The 17,940-nt window shown below is 44.8% G+C and carries 19 protein-coding genes and 1 pseudogene; 17 read left to right on the forward strand and 3 right to left on the reverse strand.

Going from position 1 to position 17,940, the window contains the following annotated elements; translation table 11 throughout:
• Positions 1 to 16 precede the first annotated feature (16 nt).
• Positions 17 to 601: a DnaD domain-containing protein gene (locus tag KNO90_RS10000; RefSeq protein ID WP_214740308.1), complete on the forward strand. Its 585-nt coding sequence runs from the start codon at positions 17 to 19 to the stop codon at positions 599 to 601.
• Positions 601 to 1,260, forward strand: coding sequence for an endonuclease III (gene nth, locus KNO90_RS10005; RefSeq protein WP_214740310.1), 660 nt, complete (start codon positions 601 to 603; stop codon positions 1,258 to 1,260). The genes KNO90_RS10000 and nth overlap by 1 nt, the downstream gene beginning before the upstream one ends.
• 39 nt (positions 1,261 to 1,299) lie before the next feature.
• Here the strand turns inward: nth and KNO90_RS10010 are convergent, their stop codons facing one another.
• On the reverse strand, positions 1,300 to 2,151 hold the full coding sequence (locus KNO90_RS10010; protein WP_214740312.1) for a DUF3800 domain-containing protein: 852 nt from the start codon (positions 2,149 to 2,151) through the stop codon (positions 1,300 to 1,302).
• 340 nt (positions 2,152 to 2,491) lie between these two features.
• Between KNO90_RS10010 and recU the strand changes: the two genes are divergently transcribed.
• From recU to KNO90_RS10050, 8 genes are all read left to right on the forward strand, one after another.
• Positions 2,492 to 3,118, forward strand: coding sequence for a Holliday junction resolvase RecU (gene recU, locus KNO90_RS10015; protein WP_214740314.1), 627 nt, complete (start codon positions 2,492 to 2,494; stop codon positions 3,116 to 3,118).
• A gap of 20 nt (positions 3,119 to 3,138) precedes the next feature.
• Complete coding sequence (locus tag KNO90_RS10020; RefSeq protein ID WP_215113505.1) at positions 3,139 to 5,760, forward strand: transglycosylase domain-containing protein; 2,622 nt, start codon at positions 3,139 to 3,141, stop codon at positions 5,758 to 5,760.
• An 80-nt stretch (positions 5,761 to 5,840) separates the two neighbouring features.
• On the forward strand, positions 5,841 to 6,401 hold the full coding sequence (locus KNO90_RS10025; RefSeq protein ID WP_214740318.1) for a hypothetical protein: 561 nt from the start codon (positions 5,841 to 5,843) through the stop codon (positions 6,399 to 6,401).
• Between the two features lie 17 nt (positions 6,402 to 6,418).
• Positions 6,419 to 8,668, forward strand: coding sequence for a DEAD/DEAH box helicase (locus KNO90_RS10030; protein WP_214740320.1), 2,250 nt, complete (start codon positions 6,419 to 6,421; stop codon positions 8,666 to 8,668).
• Positions 8,665 to 9,828: a ribonuclease H-like domain-containing protein gene (locus tag KNO90_RS10035; protein WP_215113506.1), complete on the forward strand. Its 1,164-nt coding sequence runs from the start codon at positions 8,665 to 8,667 to the stop codon at positions 9,826 to 9,828. Before KNO90_RS10030 ends, KNO90_RS10035 begins: the two co-directional genes overlap by 4 nt.
• Entirely contained in the window at positions 9,825 to 10,370 is a 546-nt protein-coding gene (locus KNO90_RS10040) for an SLOG family protein (RefSeq protein ID WP_214740324.1), read from the forward strand. Before KNO90_RS10035 ends, KNO90_RS10040 begins: the two co-directional genes overlap by 4 nt.
• 4 nt (positions 10,371 to 10,374) lie before the next feature.
• Positions 10,375 to 10,671 carry a cell division regulator GpsB gene (gpsB, locus tag KNO90_RS10045; protein WP_074034598.1) on the forward strand — a complete coding sequence of 99 codons (297 nt, stop codon included), beginning with the start codon at positions 10,375 to 10,377 and terminating at the stop codon, positions 10,669 to 10,671.
• Between the two features lie 19 nt (positions 10,672 to 10,690).
• Positions 10,691 to 11,266: a nuclease-related domain-containing protein gene (locus KNO90_RS10050; protein WP_214740326.1), complete on the forward strand. Its 576-nt coding sequence runs from the start codon at positions 10,691 to 10,693 to the stop codon at positions 11,264 to 11,266.
• 32 nt (positions 11,267 to 11,298) lie between these two features.
• Here KNO90_RS10050 and KNO90_RS10055 read toward each other — a convergent pair whose 3' ends face one another.
• Entirely contained in the window at positions 11,299 to 11,586 is a 288-nt protein-coding gene (locus KNO90_RS10055) for a hypothetical protein (RefSeq protein WP_214740328.1), read from the reverse strand.
• A gap of 95 nt (positions 11,587 to 11,681) precedes the next feature.
• Here KNO90_RS10055 and KNO90_RS10060 point away from each other — a divergent pair, with 95 nt between their 5' ends.
• The gene (locus KNO90_RS10060) at positions 11,682 to 11,939 is read left to right on the forward strand and encodes a hypothetical protein (RefSeq protein ID WP_214740330.1); all 258 of its coding nucleotides are present in this window, start codon (positions 11,682 to 11,684) and stop codon (positions 11,937 to 11,939) included.
• A 44-nt stretch (positions 11,940 to 11,983) separates the two neighbouring features.
• On the opposite strand, the gene KNO90_RS10065 is transcribed toward KNO90_RS10060, so the two are convergent.
• Positions 11,984 to 13,525: an FAD-dependent monooxygenase gene (locus KNO90_RS10065; protein WP_214740332.1), complete on the reverse strand. Its 1,542-nt coding sequence runs from the start codon at positions 13,523 to 13,525 to the stop codon at positions 11,984 to 11,986.
• Positions 13,526 to 13,637: 112 nt separating this feature from the next.
• Between KNO90_RS10065 and KNO90_RS10070 the strand changes: the two genes are divergently transcribed.
• From KNO90_RS10070 to KNO90_RS10095, 6 genes and pseudogenes are all read left to right on the forward strand, one after another.
• A complete protein-coding gene (locus KNO90_RS10070; RefSeq protein ID WP_251127416.1) occupies positions 13,638 to 14,261 on the forward strand; it encodes an NUDIX hydrolase in 624 nt (207 codons plus the stop codon).
• A 40-nt stretch (positions 14,262 to 14,301) separates the two neighbouring features.
• Positions 14,302 to 14,502 carry a DUF2187 family protein gene (locus KNO90_RS10075; protein WP_214740336.1) on the forward strand — a complete coding sequence of 67 codons (201 nt, stop codon included), beginning with the start codon at positions 14,302 to 14,304 and terminating at the stop codon, positions 14,500 to 14,502.
• A 16-nt stretch (positions 14,503 to 14,518) separates the two neighbouring features.
• Entirely contained in the window at positions 14,519 to 15,703 is a 1,185-nt protein-coding gene (locus tag KNO90_RS10080) for a DUF2157 domain-containing protein (RefSeq protein ID WP_214740338.1), read from the forward strand.
• Positions 15,700 to 16,152, forward strand: coding sequence for a GDYXXLXY domain-containing protein (locus tag KNO90_RS10085; protein WP_214740340.1), 453 nt, complete (start codon positions 15,700 to 15,702; stop codon positions 16,150 to 16,152). The genes KNO90_RS10080 and KNO90_RS10085 overlap by 4 nt, the downstream gene beginning before the upstream one ends.
• A 238-nt stretch (positions 16,153 to 16,390) precedes the next feature.
• Positions 16,391 to 17,110 carry a 3D domain-containing protein gene (locus KNO90_RS10090; RefSeq protein WP_251127417.1) on the forward strand — a complete coding sequence of 240 codons (720 nt, stop codon included), beginning with the start codon at positions 16,391 to 16,393 and terminating at the stop codon, positions 17,108 to 17,110.
• Positions 17,111 to 17,216: 106 nt separating this feature from the next.
• Positions 17,217 to 17,933: pseudogene (locus tag KNO90_RS10095) on the forward strand (ABC transporter ATP-binding protein); the annotation flags it as partial.
• Positions 17,934 to 17,940: the final 7 nt, after the last annotated feature.

The following is a 17,940-nucleotide window of genomic DNA, read 5'->3' on the forward strand; positions in this document are numbered from 1 at the left end:
AGAAAGGAAGTGCGACATGGATGCACATCAATTAATTCAATTATTCGAGCAAAGTCCGGTCGTCATTCCGCGAAAATTGTTTACTGATGCAAGACGACTTGATTTATCACCCGTCGAATTCAGTCTCATCGTTCATCTTCTTGAAATGACCGGAGAAGGGATTGTCATGCCGCTCCCAAGTGAATTAGGGAAACGATTGAACATCTCGGAGAATGAGGCGCGATCTGTGTTACTCGGTCTATTGCAAAAGGAATTGATTGCGATTGACGCGTCCACTGCGGGCGAGCGATACAGCCTTTTGCCTCTTTTCAAGGCGTTACAAGGAGAAGAAAAATCAGCGCCGCAGCAGACGCTAAGTGAAAATATCATTCATACGTTCGAACGTGAATTTGGAACCATTACCCCGTTCGAAATCGAACAAATCGTAGGGTGGATGACAGAAGATGGCTTCAGTGAGGAACTCATCATGGCCGCGCTTCGGGAAGCGAAACTTAGAAACGTGCGAAACTTCAAATACATGGACAAAATCCTGCGTGTTTGGCAAGACCACCATGTCGAATCGCTCGAGGATGTCGTAGAATATCAACGGAGGAATAAGTGATGTTGACGAGAGCACAATTACAGGAAGTGTCAGATACGATGAAGCAAATGTTTCCGGATGCTCATTGTGAGTTGACGCATCAAAATCCATTCGAATTGGTGGTCGCCGTCGCGCTCTCCGCACAAGCGACGGATGCACTCGTCAACAAGGTGACGCCGGGTTTGTTTGAAGCGTTTCCGACGGTCGAGTCGATGGCCGCGGCTGATGTGTCTGAGATTGAGTCATTGATTAAACGGATAGGTCTTTATCGAAACAAGGCGAAGAATGTAAAAGCACTCTCTGAAAAAATCGTCAACGAACACGGAGGGATTGTACCGACCGATCGGGCTTCACTTGAGGCGCTTCCTGGGGTCGGTCGTAAAACGGCCAATGTCGTCCTATCTGTCGCATTTCATGAACCTGCGTTTGCGGTTGACACCCATGTAGAGCGAGTATCGAAACGTCTCGGCATCTGTCGCTGGAAAGACAATGTCCGTCAAGTCGAGGATACGTTGATGAAAAAGTTTCCACGCGAGGAATGGTCTCAACTTCATCATCAATTCATTTTTTTCGGACGTTATCATTGTAAGGCACAACGTCCAGGCTGTGAGGCATGTCCACTACTTCATATGTGCCGAGAAGGAAAGAAACGAATGAAGTCACAGAAAGTCACGACTTAAAAAAACGCATCGACACGATTCGTGTCGGTGCGTTTTTGATTAATGGTTCCAAGGGTGGTCGCTCCATTCGCGACGTTTTTTTGTGATCGGCACTTTTTTGAAGCCCCAGTTGCGAAAATCTTGGTCTGGACTTTCTTTACGGATGTAAATTTTGTCCTTGATTGCTTTAAAGATCCGGTTCTCGTCCCCATAATGGACGAACCGTGGTTTCACTTCAATCACGCCGCGACGGACACGAGAGAGTGGTAGACAAACGAGGTCGGCGATTTCGAGCCCCGATTGATACATCGTGTTCTGCTTCTCAGAAAAGATGAAGCCTTTAATTTTTTGGCGACTCTTTTCGACATCGAGGTGAACCGTACCTGAATTGAAAATATCGAAAAATGCTTTTTGGATTAACAGGTTTTGATAATCATCCCGTGATTCAAGGACGACACGAGCACTGACCGCTTCCGTCTCTTCTAAAAATGCGTAGAATGACTTCATCAAGTGAGCGAAGGCGACGACATATGGGTCTTTTGGCGTCGAGTAGAAATCATGCAATTTTTGCTTATCCACCTCGACACTGACAATCGTGCAATCGATTCCTTGTAAAAACTCAGGGAGTTTATCCCAAAAATCGCGTAACATATCAATTGTGATTCCATCCTCTTTTCCATAAGGATGTTCTGCTTTTAAAATTTCTTTTAAATGTAGAGGGATTTGCTCCGTATTAAACACATCTCGTTTAAACGCATGTAGCCTCCGTTTCAGTTCACAAGGTAATCCGGTTTCGTCCGCATCGATTGAATACTTATATTCCATGAGGACGCCCGTCAAATTGAACTGTGTATTCCCTTTAGGTGTCCCAGTTTCGTCAACGAACATGACATACTTCTTTCCACTTTCCATCCAATCCCTCCAAAACGGCTTAACGTTTTTAAATCACCTATTTTATTTCCACTGTATCTTGACTAGACAACTATTGCACCCTTTTTTACGAATGACATCAATTAGGTTTATCAATCGATTAACTTGGATAAACACTAAGGGTGCTATTATCATAGAAAAACAATCGGGACATACATAACGAGAGCTTTTCAATTTGGATACACAATCGCTTACATACTAGTTTAACATACGGGAGTTTGGTACGATATGTGTTGCGGTAAATCCACACAAGTGTCGACCGACATAAGTCGACAATCAGACCTGAGACTGAAGGAACGAGTGGACCGACCTGTTAATATGTATGTATGGGGTGACGACATTGTTCCATTATCCAAACGGTAAGAAAGCAAACACGACAAAGACATCTATAGGAGAAGGAAATTCTAAACGATCATCGAATTCTGAAACCTATGCGAACCGCGGAATGAACTTGGAGACGTTGTTAAATGAGACAAATGAATTTTATCGTATTCATCACCGAGCCGTCATCCATAAAAAACCGACACCGCTACAAATCGTCAAAGTAGATTATCCGAAGCGAAGTGCCGCTAAAGTGACAGAAGCTTACTTTAAACAGGCGTCTACGACGGACTATAACGGAGTGTATCGCGGCAAGTACGTTGACTTTGAAGCAAAAGAAACGAATAATAAGACATCGTTTCCGCTAGGCAATTTTCATGAACACCAGATTGAACATATGCGCGAGTGCGAGCGACATGGAGGAATTTGTTTTGTCATCATTCGTTTTAGTCGCTATAATACGCAATATGTATTGACCACGGAGCAACTGGTGCAGTGGTGGGAACAACGTTTGACGGGACGAAAATCGATTCCGCTCAGCTTTATCGAACAGGAAGCGATTGAAGTTCCGACGAGAGCCTTACCGTCGATTGATTATTTGACGGTGCTTGATCAATGGCTCGATTGAATAGAAGGAGTGAACCATGAATGGAGCGAAGTAGGGTCGCACGTCGACAAGATTCGACGACGAATAAACGCAAAAAAACTGGGAAACAACCAAAGACGAAGAGTAAGAAACCGATGTGGAAACGCATCTTTTTATTAGGATTCATGTTATTTGTGGCAGCGGTCATCGCGCTCGGTGCCTACACGGTGTATGCGATTGCGACAGCACCAGAACTTGATGAAGAAAAGCTTGTGGATACGTATCCGATTCAATTGCTTTCTGCTGAAGGAGAGCCGCTCGAAGGAGCAGGTCAAATACGGGAGTACGTTTCGATTGACGATATTTCAGAAGTGATGCAACAAGCAGTCGTTTCGATTGAAGACCGTCGTTTCTATGAACACAATGGAATCGATTTACGACGTATCGGCGGCGCTGTTCTTGCCAACTTGACTGATGGATTCGGGGCAGAAGGTGGGTCGACCATCACGCAACAGTTAGTCAAACAATCGTTCCTTTCGACAGATAAAAAATTGAAGCGTAAGCTTCAGGAGCAATGGCTCGCCCTTAAACTCGAACGTGAGTATACGAAAGAACAGATTTTAGAGATGTACTTGAACAAAAACTACTATGGTAGCGGTGGATATGGTGTGCAAACTGCTTCAAAACGCTACTTCAACAAACCGGTATCAGAAGTGAATTACCAAGAAGCCGCAATTCTCGCCGGTCTTCCGCAACGACCGAGCGCATATGACCCAATCAACGGTGATCAAGAATTGACACGTTACCGTCAGGAACAGGTGTTGTCTGCGATGAAACGGGATGGGCACATCACGGAAGAACAATATGATGAAGCGTTGGATGTCGAGATTGCCGATGTGATTTCGCCTGGAGAAGAGACGGAAGAGGAAGCATTCACACGTGCGATTTATTCACGTGTCCAAGCCGAGCTTGAGGAAGACTATGGACTTGAACAATCGGATATCTATGGAACAGGATTAAAAGTCTATACGTCAATCAATAAAGAGTTACACACTAAATTCAACAGTGATATCAAGTCGGATAATGTCAACATTCCGGGTGGAAGTTTCCCGGCTGACGAACTTCGTATGGGTGCAACCGTGCTGAATACGAAGACTGGTGAAATAGTTGCCATCATCGATAGCCAACAGGCAAAACAAGGTGACAAGTCGTATCGTGATTACTCGAATGAGAAGCGTCAAATCGGTTCGACGGCCAAACCAATCTTTGATTACGGTCCGGGAATCGAGAACGGTCAATGGTCTACCGGGAAGATCTTACTCGATGCACCGCTCGAAGGGTCTTACAAACCGAACAACTATTATCAGGAATATCGTGGTCAGAACACGATGCGGTATTTCTTGACGATTTCAGGGAACACGCCAGCGGTTCGTGCTTTCCAAGAAGTACGCGATGAATTTGGTCAGGGCGCCATCGAATCCTTCGCAAAAAATGTGGGAATCGAACCAATGTATGCCGGGGATGAATTGTTGGAAGCGAACGCATTAGGCGCCGCTGAAGCAAGCACAACTCAAATGGCTGCCGCGTATGCAGCGCTCGGTACGAACGGGATGTATACGAAGCCTCACGTGATTCAAAAAATTGAATTTAACGATGGCTCGAGTATCAATTCGCCAATTAAAGCGAAACAGGCGATGGAAGACTATACGGCATACATGCTGACGGACATGCTCCGTGACGTCGTGAGTGGTTCGAACGGGACGTATGAACCTGGTGCATTCCCTTGGGACGTAGCAGGTAAGACCGGAACGACCAACGATGAGCAGGACAAATGGTTTACGGGTTACACGACAGATTACTCGATTTCCGTTTGGACGGGTAAAGTCAGCGGTGCTAGTGAAACTGCCAATAAACCGAACTATGCCCAATACTACTTCGAGTATATGATGCAACAAGTGACGAATGCGACGGGACAACCGGATCGATTCCAACGTCCAGACTCCGTCTTGTCACTTGGAAGTGAACTTTATGTCAAAGGGACGAAGCCAAAAGATCTTCAACCTGAGAAATTGGCCGCTCCAACAGGCGCAAGCGTCAACTACGATGAAGAGTCAAAAGCAGGTTCTGTCTCATGGTCATATGATTTCGATGCTGTGAAGGCGGATGGTTATAATGACGTCACGTTTACGGTTACGCAGAACTCTGCTGATGGTGGAGAAAAAGTTGTAGGAACGACCGGTGAAACAAGTATCGATATCTCGAACTTACCTGAAGGGGATACAACGTTCACCATCGTCGCCAAGGCGACTAACCCATTGACGGGTGAACAGCAGTCTGCCCCGGCACAGGCAAGTTACTCGATCGAACCAAAAGAAGAACCAAAGGATGAAGAAGAGAACACGTCCGAAGATGGTGATTCTGAAGATAACCCATCGGATGAGAACAACGGCAACGGGAATGAAAATAACAATGGTAACGGAAACGGAAACGGTAACGGAACCGATGACGGTACAACAGACGAACAAAATCCTGATGAGCCAGCGACTGATGAAGGTACTACAGATGAAGGCACCGATCAACCGACTGATGGAGAAGGAACGGGAACTCCTATAGACGGGCAGTCGAATAATGGATCATCCGACACGAATCGTGGTAATGGCAATTCGAATAACGGAAACAACTAACGAAGACAGGGCGACATTGTGCGCCCTGTTTTTCGTGTGACTTTGTTATAATAAAAAGAAAGGGAACAGGATGGTGACACATGGTTCAACTCTCTTTAAAGCGTAAGATGAAGGTATTACTTGTCATTGATCGATTGCAAGACGACGATTTCGGCGTACCTCTGGGCGGACATCTCGGATTAAAGCTTTCACATCTGCTATTAAAGGAGTCGATTCCACTCGGACGTCTCATCCAGGATCAAACTGTCGCTGAGGCGATTGGACACTCTTATTTAAAACGAATCGGTGTCGAAACGATGTTCACAGGTGAGGAACCGTACTATCCGGACCTCCTTCGAGGGAGCCGTCAAGCGTTATCGACAGATGAGGATTATTATAAAACGGTGCAGCGCTACGCCAAACATCTATTAGCGGTTCATTCGAAATGTACGAAGCTACATACCATTGTCTTGTTCGGACGCTCGACACAGCGTCTATTCTCAGACGCACTCAACCGTCTTGAAGAAGAGAATGAACATGTCGCCTCTACCTTTCAACATATGACCATATTAAAAATGCCCGCCGTATCGAGAATGGTACGAGATGAGAGGATGACTCACATCCAGCAAGTCGTAGTGGAACTTGCACCTTCGAATTCCTAATAAAAGAAGGTGAACTGATGCGGAAATCGCGTTCTGTTGAAGAAATCATAAATGAACTAAAAGAAGACCCTGGTTTTTCAAGTCACGTCCGCCATTGGCACACGGTCGATGCAAGACCGGCCCAATATGCTCCAATCCCTGATCAAGTGCCTGAACAGTTGGCGACAGTCCTTAACAATCGTGGAATCGAGCAATTGTATACGCATCAAGCTGAAGCAGTAAAGCAAACGGCAGCCGGACATTCGACCGTCATCGTAACACCGACTGCGTCCGGGAAGACACTTTGTTATAACTTACCTGTCTTGTCGAGAATGATTGAGAAACCGACTGCTCGTGCGCTCTATCTGTATCCGACAAAAGCCCTCGCGCAAGACCAAAACAGTGACTTGATGGAAATGGTCGAGGCCCTTGAAGGGAATCTGCGATGCTTTACGTATGATGGTGACACGTCACCCGCTGCACGAACAAAAGTCCGCGATGCGGGAAATATTGTCATCACGAATCCGGATATGCTTCATTCAGGCATCTTACCGCACCATACGAAATGGATTCGACTATTCGAAAATTTAGAATATATCGTCGTCGATGAATTGCACACGTATCGTGGCGTGTTTGGCAGTCATGTGGCGAACGTATTTCGACGGTTAAAACGAATTTGTGCCTATTATGGCAGTCATCCGAAATGGATTATGACATCCGCAACCATCGCGAATCCGCGTGAACTCGCCGAGTTGTTGACCGAAGAGGAAGTCGTACTAATCGACCGAAACGGGGCACCACAAGGAAAGAAACATCTCGTTTTTTACAATCCGCCTGTAGTCAATGAAGCGCTCGGAATCCGTCGGAGTGCAACGCTCGAGACGAAACGGATTGCTTCAAGACTCGTGGAGGCGAACATTCAAACGATTGTGTTCGCGAGGTCACGTGTACGAGTCGAAGTGTTGTTGACGTATTTACAAGAACTGACGCGGCGTGAGCTAGGTCCAAAATCGATTGTTGGCTATCGAGGAGGTTATCTTCCTTCTGAACGACGTGAGATTGAACGCCGATTACGTAACGGAGAAATCAAAGCGGTCGTCTCGACAAACGCGCTAGAACTTGGTGTGGATATCGGCCAACTGCAGGCCTGTGTACTCAACGGCTATCCTGGAACGGTCGCATCGCTATGGCAACAGGCGGGTCGGGCCGGCCGACGTCATTCGGAGTCACTCGTCGTGTTTGTGGCCTCTTCCTCTTCACTCGATCAGCTCGTCGTCGAACAACCGGATTTAATTTTAGACCGTTCGCCGGAAGCGGCGCGTCTCGATCCGAACAACCTGATTATTTTAGTCGACCATATGAAATGCGCCGCTTTCGAATTGCCATTTCAAAAAGGAGAGCGATTCGGAACGGTCGATACGGAGGATATTTTAGAATTCCTCACAGATGCCCAAGTACTACACGAACGAGCTGATAAATACTACTGGATGACAGACTCATTCCCGGCGCACGATATTTCCCTCCGGACGAGTGATCAAGAAAATGTCGTCATCGTCGATCAGACAGCGAAACATCAAGTCATCGGTGAAATGGACACGTTCAGTGCCATGACGTTGCTACATGACGAAGCGATTTACTTGCACGGAGCCGAACAATATCAGGTTGAAAAACTCGATTTTGAAGAAAAGAAAGCGTTCGTTCGTCGAGTCGATGTCGATTACTATACGGATGCGAATTTGGCCGTCGAATTAAAAGTGCTAGAAGAGAATAAGACTGATGGGGCGAAGACGTTTGGCGAAGTCTCGGTCATCGCGATGGCCACCTTGTTCAAAAAAATTAAATTTGGTACACATGAAAATATCGGTTCGGGACCGATTCATCTTCCAGAGCGAGAATTGCATACGACGGCAACATGGTTCACATTGGATGAACGGTTTGCATACTCTGAGGCAGACTTAGAGGACCAGTTGGAAGCGGTCAGTGATTTAATGAGACGGTTGGCGCCGCTTTATCTCATGTGTGATACGCTCGATTTATTTACAACGATTCAAATGAAGTCGACCCATACGAACAAGCCGACCGTTTATTTATACGACCGTTATCCAGGTGGCATCGGTCTCAGTGAGGCACTTTATAAAGATGCGGACGTTGTGCTTGAGGCAGCCGAGAAGACGGTGACGGATTGTCCGTGTGAGAGCGGTTGCCCACGTTGTGTCGGAATGATTGGATATGGAGACTTTAAACAGCAAGTCATTCGTCAATTGCAAGCCTTGAAAGGAACGATATGAAAGCAAAACTATCTAGATTAATTAAAACGAACGAGACAGCCCCAAAAACTAACGTCGCAACTCCAGATGAGGTGGAGCAGCAAAAGTGGATGGCGCATGGAGGAGAGATTTTAACGTTCGAAGGGGAATGGTGCGTCCGGATTCGAAAGACATATCCGCTCGACGAAGTGTATCACGATTTCATGTTCGGAGAAGCGAGACAGATGATGGGACAAACGGATCATCCGTTTTTTGCCGTCGATTTAGAACCTCACCAAGTCCTGTTCATGGACACGGAAACGACAGGTTTACGCGGTTCGGGAACGTCTATCTTTTTAATTGGGTTCGCTAGAATTCAAGCGGAACAGCTTGAAATGATTCAGTACGTGTTACCTCATCCGGCGTTTGAGACGGCTTTTTACTATCATTTCTTACAAGATATCGGGGATGAGGTACGATTTGTCACATATAACGGGAAGTCTTTTGACTGGCCACAAATCAAGACGAGACATACGTTCGTCAAATCCCGGGTAAAACAGTTACCTTCTGTCGGGCATGTAGATTTACTGCATGCAGCGAGACGATTGTTAAAACCGAGACTTGAATCGGTGTCTTTAAAAGCGGTCGAGTCGTATTTTGGGCATGGTCGCACAGATGACCTTCCTGGATTTTTGGCACCGATGCATTATTTCCAATACGTTAAAGAACGGAATCCGGAAATTTTGATGCCGGTCCTTGAGCACCATCATGCGGATTGTCTAAGCCTTGTCTCCTTGTATACACGCCTCTGTCAACTCGTCGCGACCCCGGTCACTGATTTTGGAGAAGAACGGGCACATTGGCTCCACGATCTGGGTGAACAGGAGCAAGCGCTGAAAGAGTTTGAGCAACTACCAAGTCCGTCGAAACGTGCTGTCATGCGGCAAGCGATGTTATTAAAACGAACGGGTCGAATCGATCAAGCGCTTCCACTTTTTGAGTCGCTTCACTCGATAGATGGGTATGTCGAACTCGCTAAATACGCCGAGCATAAACAGAAAGATGTAGACCTTGCGATGGAATACACAGAGCGAGCGTTAGAGATTCTTGATCAAAAGCGGACAGTGTTACGTCAAACGATGAAACGTGAGAAGGATGCGTTAGAACATCGACGGACTCGTCTAGAAAGGAAGCGACGATGAAAGTAGTAGCGATTACAGGATATCGTCCACACGAACTCGGAATCTTCAAAGCAGATCATCCTGGAATCGAAATTATTCAGGAAGCTTACCGGAAAAAGATTCTCGAACTGATCGAATTAGGTGCAGAATGGTTTATTCTAAGTGGAACGAATGGTTGTGAATTGTGGGCAGGACAAGTATTGTTAGAGGTAAGAGAAACATATCCGATTAAAATTGCAGTATTTCCACCGTTCTTGAATATGGATGAACGCTATAAACCGTTTGAACAAGAAATATTTGTCCAACTGCAGCTAGAAGCAGACTTTTTTGAACCGCTGACACAGCGTCCATATGAAGATCCGAGTCAACTTCGTGCGAAAACGGCATTCTTTTTAGATAAAGCAGAAGGATTGATTACCTTATATGACGAAGAAACGGAAGGAAGTCCCCGTTTTCTGGTCAATGGGGCCCGGCGAAAGCCGAATATGGAGGTCTTTCTCATTACACAAGAAGATTTACGTGTCATCGAGGAAGAAAAACAATGGGAACAACAATGGGAGTGATACGATGCAAACCGAATTAACAGCAGAAGCCATCTATAAACAAGAATTTAAAACTGCACTACGAGGTTACTCACAAGAAGAAGTCGATCAATTTCTTGATGTGGTCATTCGTGATTATGAAAAGATGGCGAAAGAAATTGAGCGTCTTCAAAAAGAGAATGACTCGTTGCGCCGAGAGTCAACGCCAGTAGCTGAACCTACTAAACCGGCACAACCAGTTGCCTCAAACTATGATATGTTGCGCCGTATTTCAAATCTCGAAAAAGCAGTCTTTGGAAAGCAAGTAGGGCCAAGCGAATAAAGAATAGGGGGTGGAGTCGATGTTGCAAGTGTTATCGGCTACGGAAAAGCAACCGGTCAAACAACAGACCAAAAAACTGTTTCGTATAAAAGAAGAAGTGATGAAAGCACCAACATGCTATACCGATCGTCTTGTCGATAACATTAGACAAACATGTCGATTTGACTGGATGATGATTGAACAAGTCGAATTTGGCGAGGATCTCGTTCATTACGTACTTGTCGGACCGAAAGGTGTATTCTTGATTCAATTAAATCGAACTTCAGCCCCTGTCCATTTGACGAATCGTGAGTGTCGGACGGAGACATCGATGGGATGGAAACATATCTATCCTCATCCTGTCACAGAGTTAGAGCGAATGACGAAACAAGTTCGGGCACGATTGAAGAAAGAATGTGGGCAAGCCATCCCTGTCTACTCTCTATTGATTTTTCCGGAAACGGAACAGTTGAAGCTCAAGCGAGTCAAGGCGAATTGTGGGGATTCTTTCGAATTTGTCAATCAGGTCATCAGTAAAACGAATCTTGAGACGTTGACAGAGCCACTTGTTAAACAAATTGCTTACTATTGCTCGGAAAGACAAATACATAAATAGAAAGAAGGCCGAAAATACGTTCGGCCTTCTTTCTATTTTAAGAGTTCTTTCGCTTTTGTCGCATCCTCACGATGAACGAACAGTGCAACACGATCATCTAAGTTCTTTGCGAGCGGTTTTAATAATTTGCCGGTCGGGAGTCCTTGTTCCACACGACAATTGATTCCATGCTCTGTCAGGTAATGATAATCACCTAACAGTTCTTCACCCTGTTTTCCGAATGCTTCACCGAAACGAACCCATTTTAAGTTGCGAATCGTTCGAATCGTAACTAGGATGATGAACAGAACGGCGAGTATGATGATGAATACTGTTTCCAATGCCTTCAACCCCTTCTTTACACAAGTTTAATGGTGTCACGAGTTGAAAGCAATATGAAGCGAACGTTATACTAAAATGGAAAAGAGGGGATCACATGAAAAAACCAGTGCAATCGAGAAGAGAGGCTATTTCGCTTCTAGAAAACCAACAAGTACTCTACATTCGCATTCACAATGGACAAACAGGGATGATCAAGTCGACCGATGAAGGCATTATTGTTGCCATTCCGAATGAAGAGACTGAAAAAATCGATTTTCGAAAGTTAGAAGATATCGAGGCATTTGAAGCGTTCTATGACTTAACTCTTTCAAAACCAGGTATTTTATATGTAAATGTTGAAGAAGGTCAATAACATGGAGAGCTTCACCGAGAACGGTGGAGCTCTCCATTTCAAAATCATGAAGACGATGGGAACCATGCGGCCAGCTTGTCTTTCAATGGTTTAAGACGGACATGATGTTGTTTATGCAATAAATAGCCATCTGGTCGAATGACGAGGATACCTCGCTTCATGAACAACGATTTGGCAAGTTCGTTACCTTGGTCAAAAAAAGGTCGACTCGTTTTTGACAATGTGATCGTTTGTATAAACGCCTGATGCTCGTTTAAGTATGCATAGATGGACGTTAAATCTCGTTTCCCATCATCGAGCAATAGCACTTGAAACCGCCCATCTGCAATTTCAGATATTTTTGTCCGAAACCCGTCATCCGTTCGTAAAATCTCGGTTTCTGGGAAAATCTTGCCTTCGGCGACACGACGAAACGGCATACGTAATCCTTTTGGATAAGATAAGTGAAGTTGTGAAATCCGTTCAGTGATTTTTTGATTCACGAGATTCACGCGTGTGAAGACATCGGCGCCGATTGCTTGGAACGGTAATAACATGGGAAGTGTCGTCTGTAGCATTTCGGTCGCAATATTTGTTGTTTGTAAGACATTGCGAGCTACGTGCTGGCGCTCATCCCGATACGTGGAAACTACATGGTGCGGAGCACCGGTTTTTAAATGGAGCCAAAGCTTCCAGCCTAGGTTGAAGGCATCGGCAATCCCGGTGTTCATCCCCTGTCCACCGACAGGAGAATTGATATGGGCCGCATCCCCCATTAAAATGATTCGATTGTGAATGAACGAATCGACCATGCGGTTATGGACGCGGAACAAGGAGAACCATTCGACCTCCTTAATCTCAACTGGCATGTGACTGCGCTGTTCTACTAATTCTTGCAAATCAGATTCTTCAAACGATTCATCTGTTCTTAAGTTCCCTGTGATTCGAATGGTTTCGTCCGTAAGCGGGAATACTTCTAGAACGCCTCGGTCTGAGAAGAATATATGAACCTCTTCCCGGGAAATAGGCCAATTCGCCTTTAAATCCGCGAGCACCCATGCTTCTTTGAAAGACTTTCCGCTGAACGGGAGAGCGAGCATCCGACGGATTGAACTATTCGCACCATCTGCGGCAACGACGTATTTCGCTTCGACCGAACGGTTGGCACCATCTGCTTCGGTCAAATGAGCGATCGACCGAGAAGGATATTGGGTGATGGATGAGAGTGTTTCTCCACGCTTTACAGCATGCCCATGCTTTTGTAAAGCGCGTTCTAAAATGTCTTCTGTTTCATTTTGACGAAGTAACGTCACGAATGGATAAGGAGTGACGAGTTTTGAAAACTCGAGTTTGGCTGTCCATTGACCAGAAAAATATAGATTACCCCGTTCTATCGTTCGAGCTCGTTCGAGCACTTCTTTAGCAACATCTAAACGAGAGAATACCTCGATTGTCCGCGGTTGAATCCCGATAGCACGGGAATTGTCCGACGGGGTCGTCTTACGGTCGATGATTTGAAATGAAACGCCATATCTGGCTAAAGTGAGTCCGAGCGTCAGGCCGGTTGGTCCGGCGCCGACGATTAATACATCTACTTGTTCGTCCACGGTGATCAACTCCTATCATTAATATTGATATTTCCGACATTGGCACCGCTTAAACGAAAAGTAGGGTATAGAACCTTATAAGATATTCGATGATGGAAGGTGAGTGAAGGTTTTGGAGCCATGGATTACAGAAGATCAAATCCGAAACAGTTTTTCAATGGAGGAAGATTATGAACAAACGGCAGCGGTGCTCATTCCGCTCATTGAAATAGACGGTGAATGGCATGTCATCTTTGAAGTGCGTGCCCATACGATGCGACAGCAACCAGGAGAGATTTCATTTCCGGGGGGAAGACTTGAAAAAGGGGAGACACCGATTGAAGCCGCTGTCCGAGAAACGTGCGAGGAACTAGAAATCACTTCAGAACAGATTGAAGTCATCGGAAAATTGCGACCACTAGCCACACCCCATCGTCAATTGATTTATCCGTTTGTCGGAATGCTGTCGGAATACCCGAATGTACAAAAGACGGATGAAGTCGATCATATATTTAAAGTGCCTCTATCTACACTACTCATGATTGATCCATTTCACGGAGAGATGGAGTGGACGATGAATCCAGATCAAAATATTCCGCTCGATCGATTAGCGAATGCTAAAGCATATAAAAAACGGGTAATTAAAATGAAAGAGCCTTTTTATGAACATGAAGACTACATCATTTGGGGGTTAACTGGAAAATTTTTAACGCAATTTATTCAACGGGTAAAAGAAAACGTATTCAAACGGATATAATTTCGTTATAATGATAGAAACAAATTTAGATTGGAAGTGAATGGGTGTGTCTGAAGAATTCCTCGTAGGTGATATCGTGAAGTCGACTCGTGAAGGATGGGTCGCAGAAGTGACCGCCGTACTGACCAATACTGTGATTGGAGACGTATCCATCATGGAAGAATTCCAAGAACTCGGTCTCGAGTTTGAAAAACAAGTTCTACTGAAATCAGAATTAGAGTTGATTGAACGCGCCAGCTAACCTTTTTCTGAAAGGGATGATTGAGGTGTCCATTGACAAAAAAGTACGTGAATGGCAAGAGGCGGGTTTGTTAGACGAAGCGACGGGGATGAAACTAGTCGACTACGAACATAAAAAACGGGCGACTAGTGATCGACAAGACCACAAGCCGCCCGTTTTAGTTATTGTGGGATCGATTTTATTGGCACTTAGCCTGTTTAGTTTCGTCGCAGCCAATTGGCAAGTGATACCTGATCTATTAAAAATCGGACTTTTTTTAGCGTGTATGATTGGATTTTATGTCTTTGCCGAACGAGTCCGACTAAAAACGCCTCGCTATGTGACGTTGTTACGCGTATTAGGGTTCGTCTTCTTTATTGCGACTATGGCCGTCATCTTTACGACGTATAATCTGTCAGGACAGTTGACGATCCTCTTTTGGATTTTCTTCACGATGGCAGTACTACACCGAATAATATATGAGCATATGATCTTTTCGATTATCTCTGCCATCACGGCGTTTATGGCGATCACAAATAGTTTTGAAGGAATCGGACTGACGTTGATTATTCTTGGTCTCGCCGTAACGTGGGTGTGGTTCCATTTTGTCGATGAATCGCTAGATCGAATATTCGCTTGGTTCACATTTTATGGGTTACTCAATATCATTGGGCAGTATGTCGACTATGAAGGAAGACTATGGCCACTTTGGTCACTAGTAATCCTACATGCCTTATTACTCTTTTACCGGAAGCGGGATACATGGCAGGCGACATATCTCTTTGTAGCCGCCGTCCTTTCAATCGGTTATTTAGTAAATGTCACTGAACGATGGCTATCACAAAGACCACCATCGATTGTAGAGGCTACCGTTCTATCTATTGCACTCGTGGCCGTATATTTGATTCACCGCAGAAGCGACCTTCTCTGGGTGAGTCTTCTCGCCGTCATACCGTTCGCATTATTTGAGGACACAGGGGTATTGCTGGCAGTGCTGATTGAAGTCGTGTCACTCGCATACCTTGTTCGTCAAGACGTGACGAGACAACGAACCATCTATGCATTTATTTATTTCCTAATCGTGCAAATGACCATCTATTTTATTTACGTTTGGGATCGTCTTGATATTTCACTCTTCTTCCTGATTGGTGCATTGATTGTCTTTGCGTTATCACTCGGTCTATGGTGGCGTAATCGCACAAGAGGGGATGTGACGACATGAACCACGTTTCAAAATGGATCATTCCTGCTGTTCAAGTGATCATTGCTTTACTATTCGTTTTCCTCGTATATGCCATCTCATGGGCAGGTGAGACATATACGTTTAAAGGGACCTCATACGAGCCTTATGACCCGTATTTCGGTGATTCCATCTATCTCGAATATGATGCGTTTGATGGACGGCGAGAGGTCGATACAGGAACCGTATACGTTACCTTTAAAGAAGGTGAAGATGGTTTTGCCGAAATCGATCGGATTGAATCTAAACCATTCTTTGGAGGGGTTCGGGCAAACTATTATGATCGACTTCTTTATATAGAAGAAATGGGGTCCTATCGTGTCTCTGAAGAGGAGGTCGATCAGGTGAAAGGGGAGAAATCGTTCATCGTTCAAGTCGATGTCGCCCCTTGGGGAATGCTTCGAATGCATGATTTGGTGCCAAATAAATAAGAAATCATCATGACAGGAAGATTACAGGTTTGTTACACAACTTATTGTAACGAATCTGTAATTTTTTTATGAACACTAGGTGTAGCAACGTTTCTTTTAATTGTTACAATCTGTAACCACTTTTTTCGTCATATGTCAGGAATGTTTCACTTCGATAAAATGGCTACTCCAATATGTTGCATCGTGGTAAATTAACATCTGTTCGTTACATAACGAGAAAGGTGATGACCTTACTACGATGAAATTGATTAAATATATGGTATTATCCGTGGTTGCGATGACAGGTATGTTCGTATTCATGGATCGGGCAGATGCTGCTCAGATCGGAATTGGGACAGAACAAAAAATCGTACAAAATCCACTTGAGTTGGAACGCCAAGCGATGGAAGTTGAACGAAAGAAAGAAGTCGCTCGTCAAAAGAAAATTGCCGAAGAGAAACGTCTAGCTGAAGAAAAACGCTTAGAAGCGGAACGTCTTGCGGAAGAAAAGGCGAAAGAAGCTGCCGAACAGGCAAGACTTGCTAAACTTGAAGCAGAGCGTAAGGCGGAAGAAGAGCGTCAGGAAGCAAAACGAGCAGCGGCAGAACAAGCAACAGCTTCTTCGAGTAATATGGTCGAGACAACACCGGTGTCTACCTCAACAAACAGGAAAGTCATTACGGTCGAATCGACAGCATATTCAAATGATATAGCTGACAATAAGGCGTATGGTGGGCGTGTCTTGACAGCGACTGGTCATGATGTGACTGATTCCATTTACTACAATGGGATGCGAATCATTGCGGTTGACCCTTCTGTCATTCCATTAGGGTCGAAAGTCCATATCGAAGGACTTGGCGATGCGATCGCCCTTGATACAGGTGGCCGAATCAAAGGTCATATCGTTGATTTACTCGTCGATTCAAAAGAAGATGCCATCCAATGGGGGCGTCGACATATTCAAGTGACGTTGTATTAATGATGAGGTTCTCCGAATGGGGAACCTTTTTTTGTTTAACAAAGCAGAGAAAAGGGCAAATTATTATTTGAATTTCCATTTTGGAAATAGTCGAGGAGGGATTAAGTTGATTGAGTTTCGGGATGTATCAAAACGTTACGAGGACGGAACGTTAGCCGTTAAAGAATTAAGCTTAACAGTAGAAAAGGGAGAAATCTTTGTATTAATCGGGCCATCTGGTTGCGGGAAGACCACAACTATGAAAATGGTGAATCGTTTAATCGATCATACGGATGGCAAGATTCTAATCGATGGCAAAGAAATCTACCAGTTCAATATTTTTGAATTACGTCGTAACATCGGATACGTCTTACAACAGATTGCATTATTCCCGCATTTGACGGTGGAAGAAAACATTTCTGTCGTACCCGAGCTACTGAAATGGAAAAAAGAACGAACAAAAGACCGAGTGACGGAATTGATGAAAATTGCTGGTCTTGATCCGAAATTGCGCTCAAAGAAACCTTCGGAACTTTCTGGAGGTCAACAGCAACGTGTGGGTGTATTGCGCGCCTTGGCCGCAGACCCCGACGTCATTCTTATGGATGAACCGTTCTCTGCACTTGACCCAATCAGTCGTGGTCAATTACAAGATGACATTAAACGACTAAATGACGAACTCGGAAAAACGATTTTGTTTGTCACACATGATATGCAAGAAGCAATGAAGCTTGGAGATCGTATCGCATTGATGCGTGACGGCGAACTCATGTTGGTCGGTACACCAGAGGAAATATTAGCGAGTGAAGATCCATTCGTCTTAGAATTTACACAACGTGGAAGAGGTGAGC

The organism is Exiguobacterium sp. s63, assembly GCF_018617335.1.
Classification (GTDB): domain Bacteria; phylum Bacillota; class Bacilli; order Exiguobacteriales; family Exiguobacteriaceae; genus Exiguobacterium.